The organism is Geodermatophilus chilensis (assembly GCF_002802985.1).
In the GTDB taxonomy this organism is placed as follows: Bacteria; Actinomycetota; Actinomycetes; order Mycobacteriales; family Geodermatophilaceae; genus Geodermatophilus; species Geodermatophilus chilensis.
This window is the reverse complement of the sequence record NZ_NVPT01000179.1, coordinates 1-9,483: the sequence shown is the minus strand read 5'-3', so window position 1 is coordinate 9,483 and position 9,483 is coordinate 1. Positions and strand designations below refer to the sequence as shown.

General features: G+C 72.6%; 10 protein-coding genes. 9 read left to right on the top strand and 1 reads right to left on the bottom strand.

The window, feature by feature from the left end:
• Positions 1–45 precede the first annotated feature (45 nt).
• On the bottom strand, positions 46–1,347 hold the full coding sequence (locus tag CNO22_RS22680) for a sigma-54-dependent transcriptional regulator family protein (protein ID WP_100501531.1): 1,302 nt from the start codon (positions 1,345–1,347) through the stop codon (positions 46–48).
• Between the two features lie 59 nt (positions 1,348–1,406).
• Here CNO22_RS22680 and CNO22_RS22675 point away from each other — a divergent pair, with 59 nt between their 5' ends.
• The 9 genes from CNO22_RS22675 to CNO22_RS22635 all read left to right on the top strand — a co-directional run bounded on the left by CNO22_RS22675 (position 1,407) and on the right by CNO22_RS22635 (position 9,223).
• Positions 1,407–2,510 (top strand): glutathione-independent formaldehyde dehydrogenase, encoded by a 1,104-nt coding sequence (locus tag CNO22_RS22675; protein WP_100501530.1) that lies wholly within the window; start codon positions 1,407–1,409, stop codon positions 2,508–2,510.
• A 171-nt stretch (positions 2,511–2,681) separates the two neighbouring features.
• Positions 2,682–3,146 carry an MSMEG_3727 family PQQ-associated protein gene (locus tag CNO22_RS22670; RefSeq protein WP_100501529.1) on the top strand — a complete coding sequence of 155 codons (465 nt, stop codon included), beginning with the start codon at positions 2,682–2,684 and terminating at the stop codon, positions 3,144–3,146.
• Positions 3,147–3,160: 14 nt separating this feature from the next.
• Positions 3,161–4,894, top strand: coding sequence for a PQQ-dependent dehydrogenase, methanol/ethanol family (locus tag CNO22_RS22665; protein ID WP_100501528.1), 1,734 nt, complete (start codon positions 3,161–3,163; stop codon positions 4,892–4,894).
• A 5-nt stretch (positions 4,895–4,899) separates the two neighbouring features.
• A complete protein-coding gene (gene pqqA / locus CNO22_RS22660) occupies positions 4,900–5,019 on the top strand; it encodes a pyrroloquinoline quinone precursor peptide PqqA (RefSeq protein ID WP_100501533.1) in 120 nt (39 codons plus the stop codon).
• 91 nt (positions 5,020–5,110) lie between these two features.
• A complete protein-coding gene (gene pqqB / locus CNO22_RS22655) occupies positions 5,111–6,016 on the top strand; it encodes a pyrroloquinoline quinone biosynthesis protein PqqB (protein ID WP_100501526.1) in 906 nt (301 codons plus the stop codon).
• Positions 6,017–6,024: 8 nt separating this feature from the next.
• Positions 6,025–6,726, top strand: a complete 702-nt coding sequence (gene pqqC / locus CNO22_RS22650) for a pyrroloquinoline-quinone synthase PqqC (protein WP_100501524.1) — start codon at positions 6,025–6,027, stop codon at positions 6,724–6,726.
• Entirely contained in the window at positions 6,707–6,997 is a 291-nt protein-coding gene (gene pqqD / locus CNO22_RS22645) for a pyrroloquinoline quinone biosynthesis peptide chaperone PqqD (protein ID WP_198588536.1), read from the top strand. The genes pqqC and pqqD overlap by 20 nt, the downstream gene beginning before the upstream one ends.
• Positions 6,990–8,129, top strand: coding sequence for a pyrroloquinoline quinone biosynthesis protein PqqE (gene pqqE / locus CNO22_RS22640; RefSeq protein WP_232807266.1), 1,140 nt, complete (start codon positions 6,990–6,992; stop codon positions 8,127–8,129). Before pqqD ends, pqqE begins: the two co-directional genes overlap by 8 nt.
• Entirely contained in the window at positions 8,126–9,223 is a 1,098-nt protein-coding gene (locus CNO22_RS22635; protein WP_100501521.1) for a sodium:calcium antiporter, read from the top strand. The genes pqqE and CNO22_RS22635 overlap by 4 nt, the downstream gene beginning before the upstream one ends.
• Positions 9,224–9,483: the final 260 nt, after the last annotated feature.

Sequence of the window (9,483 nt, the reverse complement as noted above, 5' to 3'; positions counted from 1 at the left end):
CGGGTCATCAGCGGCCCTGCTCCGCGGAACGTGGGGGTGACGCGGTCAGGGACGTATGCTAGGCGGGGAGCGACGGGGGAGGTTTTTTTCGCAAGGAGAGGACAGCGTACGACATATAGTAAGGTCTCGTGGGCTCGGAGATGTGTGTAAGAGGCAGCGTCGGGGTGCCGGACGACCCGGGGAGGCCCCGGCGTCCGGCACCCCGACGTCCGGCACGCCGACGTGGGCTCCGCCGGCGTCGGACCCGTCGGCGGAGCCGAGGGCCAGCAGCGCGCCGATCACCTGGGTCCCGGTGAGGACCGGGCGGACGGCGACCGACAGGGGAGTCCCGAGGAAGGGCACGTAGACCCGCGTCGACCCGCGCCAGCGGGGGTCCTGCCGGGCGCGTTCGGTGACCCAGCGGACCAGTTCGGGCACCCCGGGCACCTGCGGGGTCCACCGCTGCGCCGGGGCGTACGCCGGGGTGTCCGCGGGGGTGCCGATCAGGACGGCGGCCTCGCTGTTGGCCAGCACGACCTTCCCGGCCGTGTCCACGGCGGCCAGCGGCGTCGCGGACGGCAGGCGGGCGTCGGCGAAAGCGGCGGCCAGGAGGGTGCCGGTGTGCCGCGCCCGCTGTCGCAGCTTGGCCTCGGTGGCCGCGGCCACCCTGCTCAGCCACGGCACCACGGCATCGGGTGGCGGCGTCCGCCAGCAGGAGACGTTGAGCACGGCGAGCGGCTCGTGCGTGACGACGTCGCGCACCGCGACGCCGGCACACGTCCACGGGTCGAAGTTCTGGCACCAGTGCTCCGGGCCCCTGACCAGGACCGGGCGCTGGCTCTCCAGCGAGGTCCCCATGCCGTTGGTGCCGCTGGTCCGTTCCGCCCAGAGCGACCAGGCGGCGAGGTTGCTGTCCGCGGCGAGGTGGAGCAGCCGCCGGCTGCCCCAGGAGGCCAGGACGCGGCCGTCGCAGTCGGCCACGGTGACCAGGCCGTCGAGGCCCTCCACCTCCCCGGCGGCGCAGGCCGCCGAGCCCCCGAGCTCGGCGAACACCACGTCGTGCCCCATCGAGTGCACGCTGCCCTCGGCCGCGGCGGGTGCCCGCTCCAGGTGGGGGTCGACCTCGTACTCCTCGCGACACCGGTACCAGGACATGAGGATCTCGGGCCGGACCCCCTGGACGGTGTCCGCTCCGGCGGCGAAGCGCTCGCGGGCGGTGGCGATCCGCTTCAGGTTGTCGTCGGAGAGCGCGGCCCCGTTCGTCGCGGGGAGTGCGCCGTTCGTGCGAGCTTTCGCGCCGTTCATCCCGTTCCCCTTGGGAAGTGGGGCGAAGCGACCCAGGCTCGGGCCGCGGTCGAGGAGCAGCACGCTAGCGGTCCCGGCCCGGTTCCAGAACGCAGACGGCAGCCGGAGGGGGGTGGGCGGCCATGCGGGCGGTGGTCTACCGGGCGCCCTTCGAGGTGGCCGTGGAGGAGGTCCCCGACCCCCGCATCGAGCAGCCGAACGACGTGATCGTGCGGATCACGTCGACGTGCATCTGCGCGGCCGACCTGTACGTGTACGAGGGGCGCACGGGCGCCGAGCCGGGCACCGTGCTGGGCCACGAGAACCTCGGCGTCGTCGAGGAGGTCGGCGCCGGCGTCACCGCCCTGGAGCAGGGGGACCGCGTCGTGCTCCCGTTCACCGTGGCCTGCGGCTTCTGCCGGAACTGCCGGGCGGGCTCCACCGGCTCCTGCCTCACGGTCGCCCCGGCTCCGCGCGCCGGCGGCCAGGCGGAGTACCTGCGGGTCCCGTTCGCGGACGTCAACTGCCTGCCGCTGCCCGCCGGCACCGACCGCGAGTCCGACTACGTCCTGCTCTCCGACGTCTTCCCCACCGGGTATCACGGCTGCCGCCTCGCGGGCCTCTCGCCCGGGGAGACCGTCGCCGTCTACGGCGCCGGACCGGTGGGGCTGATGGCCGCGTACTGTGCGCTGCTCTGCGGCGCGTCGGGCGTCTTCGTGGTCGACTCCCGCCCCGAGCGACTCGCCATGGTGCGCGACATCGGGGCCGTCGCCGTGGACTCCTCCGCCGGTGACCCGGCGCAGCAGATCGCGGACCTGACCGGTGGTGAGGGCACCGACACGGGCGTGGACGCCGTCGGGTTCCCGGCCCCCGGGACCGGCGAGGGTGAGGAGTCCGCGGCGGTGCTGGACCAGCTCGTGCGCACGGTGCGGCCCACCGGTGGGCTCGGCCTCCCCGGCCCGTGCGTGCGCCGTGGACCGGACGGGGCCGTCGCGGACGCCGGGCCCGGCACGCTGCCCGTCACGATCCACACGCTGGTCGAGAAGGGCCTGCGCCTGGGCACCGGGCGGACGGACGTCCGGCGCTACGACCGGCAGCTGCGCGACCTGATCACCGAGGGCCGGGCCAGGCCCAGCTTCGTGGTCTCCCACGAACTGCCGCTGGACCAGGCGCCGGACGCCTACCGCCGATCCGCCCAGCGGGTGGACGGCTACACCAAGGTCCTGCTCAGACCCGATGCCGCCTGATGATCGCGCGGCCGCAGCAGCCAGAGGGAAGGAGGTGCCATGGCCACTCAGGCCCCGACCGAGCGAGGTACGCCGGGCCGACGTCCGGGGGCCTGGCCGTGACGGTCCCAGGCACCGCAGGCACTTCGTCAGTCCGCTTCGACAGCAGAACCGCACCAGGAGGTGAGGTCGATGACCAGCACCGCATCGGAGCGATCCGCGGCGCTGAGCGAGATCGGGTTGGACGGCCAGAACCAGGCGACGATCGGTCGGCTGCTGGCCACGGGGAACATCGGACACGCCGAGGAGGGCGATGACGGCCGGATGCGCGCCCGGATCCGGATCGTGCCCGACCAGCTGATCTGGGATCCCTCGGTCCTGGTCCTGCCGCACGGCGGGCACCTGGACATCGAGTTCGTCAACGACGACCAGAACACGCACTGCGCGCTCGTGCCGAGCAACGGTGACAGCAAGTGGATGTGGCTGCCGAACTACTCGCGCGGGACCATGTCCGTCACCCTCGACGGCCCTGGTTACTACTGGTTCAGCTCCAACATCGGCAACGACGAGGGCCGGGGCCTGATCGGGGCGATCGTCGTGAGGGGCGACGTCCCGGAGTCCGCCCGCCTCGACCGCCCCCAGCAGCCACGACCGTAGACGGGACTGAGTTCATGACCGACATCCAGGACAGGCCTGACATCGAGTACGGACAGGCCCCGCCGGCAGTCGACTTCGGGTCCCTGACCACCGCGGGCGGAACTGCGCCGCCGGTGGCGCAGGACGTCACGTACGAACGCATCCTCGACGCCCGCTCCGAGCCGCAGAACTGGCTCACCTACTACGGCGCCTACGACGGGCAGCGGTACAGCCCGCTCGACGAGATCAACACGGAGAACGTCGTCCGCATCACCCCGGCCTGGGTGTTCAGCTTCTCGCCCCACGGGCTGCACGCGGGCCAGTCGACGTACGCCTTCGAGAACTGCCCGATCGTCGTCGACGGCGTCATGTACGTCTCCGGGTGGGACGGCTGGGTCTGGGCGCTCGATGCCAAGACCGGGCAGCTGCTGTGGCAGTACAAGCACGCGATCCCGTTCGACGTCTCGCTGTGCTGCGGCAACGTCAACCGCGGGGTCGCCGTGGCCCACGGCAAGGTCTTCGTCTGCACTCTCAACGCCCACGTGCTCGCGCTCGACGCGACCACCGGTGAGTGCCTGTGGGACGTCACCAGCGGGGACGTGCGCGCCGGGGAGAGCCTCACGGTCGCCCCGCTGGTCGTGAAGGACCGGGTCGTCGTCGGCAGCTCTGGCGGGGAGTTCGGGGTGCGCGGGCACCTCGACGCCTACGACATGGAGACCGGGGAGCGGGTCTGGCGGTGCTACACGATCCCGAAGCCCGGCGAGCCGGGCTCGGAGACCTGGCCGTCGGACGGTGAGGCGTGGACGCGGGGCGGTGGCAACGGCTGGATCACCGGCACCTTCGACCCGGAGACCAACCTCCTGTACTGGGGGACCGGCAACCCGGCGCCCGACTTCGACGGGGAGGTCCGTCCGGGCGACAACCTCTACACCGACAGCGTCATCGCGGTGGACGCCGACACCGGGGAGATCCGCTGGCACTACCAGTGCACCCCGCACGACCTGTGGGACTACGACAGCAACATGGAGTGCATCCTGTTCGAGCAGGGCGGGCGCAAGCTCCTGGCCCACTTCGACAAGAACGGGTACTGCTTCGTCCTGGACCGCACCAACGGTGAGCGGGTGCGGATCTTCCCGTTCGTCGACCGGATCACCTGGGGCGAGATCAGTCCCGAGGGTCAGGTGACGCCCAGGATCTACCCGGACAAGGAAGGCGAGGACGTGCACTTCTACCCCGGGCCGGCCGGGGCGAAGGAGTGGACCCACGCGTCGTACAGCCCGAGGACGGGCCTGTTCTACGTCCCGGTGCAGGACACCGGCGCGACGGTCGCCCGCCGGCGGCGGGAGTTCAAGGAGAGCATCCCCTACTGGGGCGCGGCGGTCACCGTGGACATCGAGGAGATGGCGGGGTCGGTCTCGGCCTTCGACCCGTCCACCGGCGAGGAGGTGTGGCGCTGGCGCAACGACCTGCCGATGTGCGCGTCGGTGCTGACCACGGCGGGCGACCTGGTGTTCGCCGGTACGCCGTCCGGGCGGTTCGTCGCGCTCGACGCCCGCAGCGGTGAGCTGCTGTGGCAGTTCAACTGCGGCAGCGGCCACCACAGCAGCCCGATCACCTACAGCGTCGACGGCAAGCAGTACATCGCCGTCCCGGTCGGCTGGGGCGCCTGGGTCGAGGGGTTCCTGCCCGGGATGATGGGCGGCCCCCACGGCCAGGCGATGTTCGTCTTCTCGCTGCCCGAGGGCCAGGACTCGTCCGGGGGGAGGTGACGGCGATGGACCAGGACCGCGTCCCCCCGCTCTGCGCGGACGAGTGGGAGACCCCTTCCTTCGAGGAGATCCGGGTGTCCGCTGAGGCGACCGCGTACATGGGCGTCCAGGACGACTGGGACTAGACCGACACGTCCGGGACCGGGCGGAGAGGCGTCGGACGATGCCGTCCGGCGCCTCTCCGTCTCCGCACGGCCGGGAGGACCACCGATCGACATGTGGGTGCGCGTGCTGGGCTCGGCAGCGGGAGGCGGGTTCCCGCAGTGGAACTGCGCCTGCCCCCCGTGCCGCGCGGTGCGCGACGGGTCGCGGCCGGCCCGCCCGCGCACCCAGTCGTCGATCGCGGTGAGCGCGGACCGCCGGCGGTGGTTCCTGCTCAACGCCTCACCCGACGTCCACGCCCAGATCGAGGCCTGTCCCGCCCTGCACCCCGCCGGCGGCCCCGACGGGAGCCGGGGCGTCCCGCTGCAGGCCGTGCTGCTCACCGACGCGGAGCTCGACCACACGCTCGGGCTGCTGCTGCTCCGTGAGGGCAGCGGCCTCGTCGTGCACGCGACCGAGGCGACCCGCGACACGCTGTACGACGGGACGGCGCTGCTGCGGACGCTGGAGGCCTACTGCCCGGTGGAGTGGCGGCCGGTCGTCCCGGGGGTGGACGTGCCGCTGGCCGACGGGCTGTCGTACCGGGCCTTCGACGTCCCCACGACCAAGCGCCCGCGGTTCGGCTCCGGATCCCGGGGGGGGCGGGTCGTCGGCTACCGGCTGACCGACGGGCGCAGCGGCCGGGCGGTGGTCCACCTGCCGGTCGTGCAGGAGCTCACGCCGGCGGTGTGCGCCGAGCTCGAGGACTGCTCCTGCCTGCTCGTCGACGGCACCTGCTGGTCCGACGACGAGCTCCTCCGGCTCGGCCTGGCCCGCCGGACCGCCCGCGAGATGGGGCACCTCCCGATCAGCGGTCCCGGCGGCAGCCTCGAGCGGCTCGCCGCGCTGGGGGTCCCGCGGACCGTCTACACCCACGTCAACAACACCAACCCGATCCTGCTGGAGGACGCCCCGGAGCGCCGCGTCCTCGAGCAGCACGGCATGGAGGTCGCCGTGGACGGGCTCGAACTGGAGGTGTGAGGCCCACCGTGACGCTGACCGACACGGCGACCGACGACTTCGTGGCGACCCTGCGCACGCAGTCCCGGCGCTACCACCACCAGCACCCCTTCCACCGCAGGATGAACGGGGGAGAGCTGGGCCGCGAGCAGATCCGCTGCTGGGTGGCCAACCGCTTCTACTACCAGGTGAACATCCCCCGCAAGGACGCCGCCGTCCTCGCCAACTGCCCGAACCGCGAGGTCCGCCGCCGCTGGCTGCGGCGCATCGTCGACCACGACGGCACCGTCGACGGCGAGGGCGGCATCGAGGCATGGCTGCGCCTCGGCGAGGCGGCGGGGCTGACCCGGCGGGAGATGGAGGACGAGCGGCACGTCGTCCCGGGCGTGCGGTTCGCCGTCGACGCCTACGTCACCTTCGCCCGCACCCGGCCGTGGGTCGAGGCGGTGGCCTCCTCGCTGACCGAGCTGTTCGCGCCGGACCTGATGGCCGAGCGCCTCGCCGCCTTCGAGCGCCACTACACCTGGATCGACCCGCAGGGGCTCGCCTACTTCCGCGCCCGCCTGACGCAGGCGCCCCGCGACTCCGCACACGCCCTGGAGGTGGTGACGGAGCACTGCCGGACGCCGGACCAGCAGGCGGCCGCCCTGGCGGCCCTGTCCTTCAAGTGCGACGTCCTCTGGAGCATGCTCGATGCGATCGACCACGCCTGTGCAGACCGCCAGCGGTGACCGCCCCCGGCTGGCCCGCCACGTCCGGCTGAGGTTCGACCCGGCACGCGGGCAGCACGTGCTGCTGACGCCGGAGGCGGTCACCGTGCTGAACGGCACGGGCGCGGCCGTCCTGGAGCTGTGCGACGGGCAGCGGACGGTGACCGGGATCGTCGCCGAGCTGCGCGGGCGGTACGCCTCCGTGGACGACGCCGAGGTGCGCCGCTTCCTCGACCGGCTCGCGGCCCGGCGGTGCCTCGAGCTCGGGGACGCGGAGGTCGGACGTGCGTAGCGCCGTGGACGGCGCCGTGGACGCGCCCCTGGGGCTGCTGGCCGAGCTCACCTACCGCTGCCCGCTGCACTGCTCCTACTGCTCCAACCCGCTCGACCTCGCCGCCTACGCCGACGAGCTGACCACGGCGGAGTGGCGACGGGTGCTGGCCGAGGCCAGGGAGCTGGGCGTGCTGCAGCTGCACCTCTCCGGCGGTGAGCCGCTGCTGCGCCGCGACCTCGCCGAGATCGTGCAGTACGCCGCCGAGCTGGGCCTGTACACCAACCTGATCACCAGCGCGCTCGGCCTGACGCCCCGCCGCGCCGAGCAGCTGCTGGCCGCCGGTCTCGACCACGTGCAGATCAGCCTCCAGGCCGACGAGGCGGCCCTGTCCGACCGCCTCGCCGGGACACCGTCGTTCGAGCGCAAGCTGGCCGCCGCCCGGCTCGTGAAGGACCTGGGCTGGCCCCTCACGCTGAACGTCGTCCTGCACCGGCACAACGTCGACCGGATCGCCGGCGTGCTCGAGCTGGCCGAGCAGCTGGAGGCCGACCGGATCGAGCTGGCCCACACGCAGTACTACGGCTGGGCCCTGCGCAACCGCGGCGGGCTGCTGCCGAGCCGGGCCCAGCTGGAGCGCGCCCAGGGGGTGGTGCGGGCAGCGCACGAGCGCCTGCAGGGGCGGATGGAGGTCATCTACGTCCTGCCCGACTACCACAGCCGGTACCCCAAACCGTGCATGGGCGGCTGGGGCCGGCGCCAGCTCACCGTGGTGCCCGACGGCGGCGTCCTCCCGTGCCCGACCGCACACACCCTGCCCCTTCCCCGGGCCAGCGTCCGCGAGCACCCCCTGCGGTGGATCTGGGAGCGGTCACCGCTGTTCCAGCGCTTCCGCGGGACGGAGTGGATGCCCGACCCCTGCCGCAGCTGCGACCGCCGCGAGCTCGACTTCGGCGGCTGCCGCTGCCAGGCCTTCCAGCTCACCGGCGACGCCGCCCGCACCGACCCGGTCTGCCACCTCTCGCCCGACCACGGGCTCGTGGCCGAGGCGGTGGCCGCCGCCGACGAGGCGGCGCGGCGACGCGACGCGGTGCTGACCCCCCGGCGGCCGGGTGCCGCCCGGCACCCGGGGACGACGGGACCGCGGGCATGACCTCGGTGTTCGTCTTCGTCTCCGGGGCGACGCTGCTGGTGGTCAGCGCGGAGAAGCTCATCACCCACCTCGTCGGGGCGGCGAGTGGTCTGCGGGTCCCGCTGTTCCTGCTCGCCGTCGTCTTCACCGGTGTCGAGTTCGACGACATCGCGCTCGGCGTCGGGCTGAACCTCGAGGACCTCAGCGGTGTCGCGCTCGGCGTCGTGTTCGGGACGGCGCTGTCGTTCACCGGGATCGTCCTCGCGGTCGCCGCGATCCTGCGGCCGAGCGAGGTCGACATCCCGCGCGACTACCTCGTCGTGTTCGCCGTCGCACCGCTCGTGACGGTCGCGTTCACGCTCACCGGGCCGCTCACGGTGACCGACGGACTCCTGCTGCTCGGTCTGTTCGTCCTGTTCATCACCTACGTCGCCGCGCGGGAACTCCGCAGGAGCGTCGCGGTCTTCCGCGACGTGGAGGTGTACGAAGCCGCCGTCGCAGAGGCCGGAGACGGCACGGACCCCCGACGCGGGGCGCAGAACCAGGTGCGGGAGGACCTGCCGGCCACGGCAGGAGCACGGACGGGTGCCGAGCGGGCGCAGCAGCTCGTCGACGACGAGCCCCGCGCCGAGGCACGTGAGCTGCCCGGCTGGGCCCACCTCGGACTGGCGGTCGTCGCCCTCGCCGGCCTCGTCGTCGGTGCGGCGACCGTGAGCACCGGGACGGAGGGGATCCTGGAGACCTCCGGGCTCGAGGGCACGGTGTTCGGCGCCACGATCGCCACCGCCGTCCTCACCATGGAGGACGTCTTCCTCACGGTGGAGCCCTTCCGCAGGGGCGTGCCGGAGATCGGGGTCGGGAACGTCATCGGCAGTGTCGTCTTCTCGGTCACCGGGAAGCTCGGCATCACCCTGCTGGCCGGCGGCATCGTCGTCGGCCGGGACGTGCTCACCTGGCACCTGCCTGCGCTCGTCGTCCTCACCGCCCTGGCTGCGTACCTGCTCTCCACCGGCCGGCTGACCCGGTGGCACGGCGGCACCCTGCTGGCGCTCTACGTCGGGTACTGGGTGGTCAGCCTCCTCGCGTTCGGTGAGGTCCCGGTCGAGCTGGAATGAAGAAGGACCTCCTGCCCCCCGCCACTCGCAGGCTCGCGGCTGGACCCTGCAGGAGGCCGCCCGTCCTGCCCACCCTTCGCAGGCTCAGGGCGGGGCCCGGGACGGGGCCGGGCGGAACCCTGAAGGGTGGCCGTCTCCAGTACGTCACCAGGCTCAGAGCTGTACCCTATACACATCTGACGCTGCCGACGACTCGTTACGTGTAGCTCTCGGTCCTAGCACTATTAATCAAGAACATACATAATAATCCAATAGATAGA

Excerpts from the sequence above, each read along its gene's own strand:
- CNO22_RS22675 (WP_100501530.1), top strand. The coding sequence starts at position 1,407 with ATGCGGGCGGTGGTCTACCGGGCGCCCTTCGAGGTGGCCGTGGAGGAG.
- CNO22_RS22670 (WP_100501529.1), top strand. The coding sequence starts at position 2,682 with ATGACCAGCACCGCATCGGAGCGATCCGCGGCGCTGAGCGAGATCGGG.
- CNO22_RS22665 (WP_100501528.1), top strand. The coding sequence starts at position 3,161 with ATGACCGACATCCAGGACAGGCCTGACATCGAGTACGGACAGGCCCCG.
- pqqA (WP_100501533.1), top strand. The coding sequence starts at position 4,900 with ATGGACCAGGACCGCGTCCCCCCGCTCTGCGCGGACGAGTGGGAGACC.
- pqqB (WP_100501526.1), top strand. The coding sequence starts at position 5,111 with ATGTGGGTGCGCGTGCTGGGCTCGGCAGCGGGAGGCGGGTTCCCGCAG.
- CNO22_RS22635 (WP_100501521.1), top strand. The coding sequence starts at position 8,126 with ATGACCTCGGTGTTCGTCTTCGTCTCCGGGGCGACGCTGCTGGTGGTC.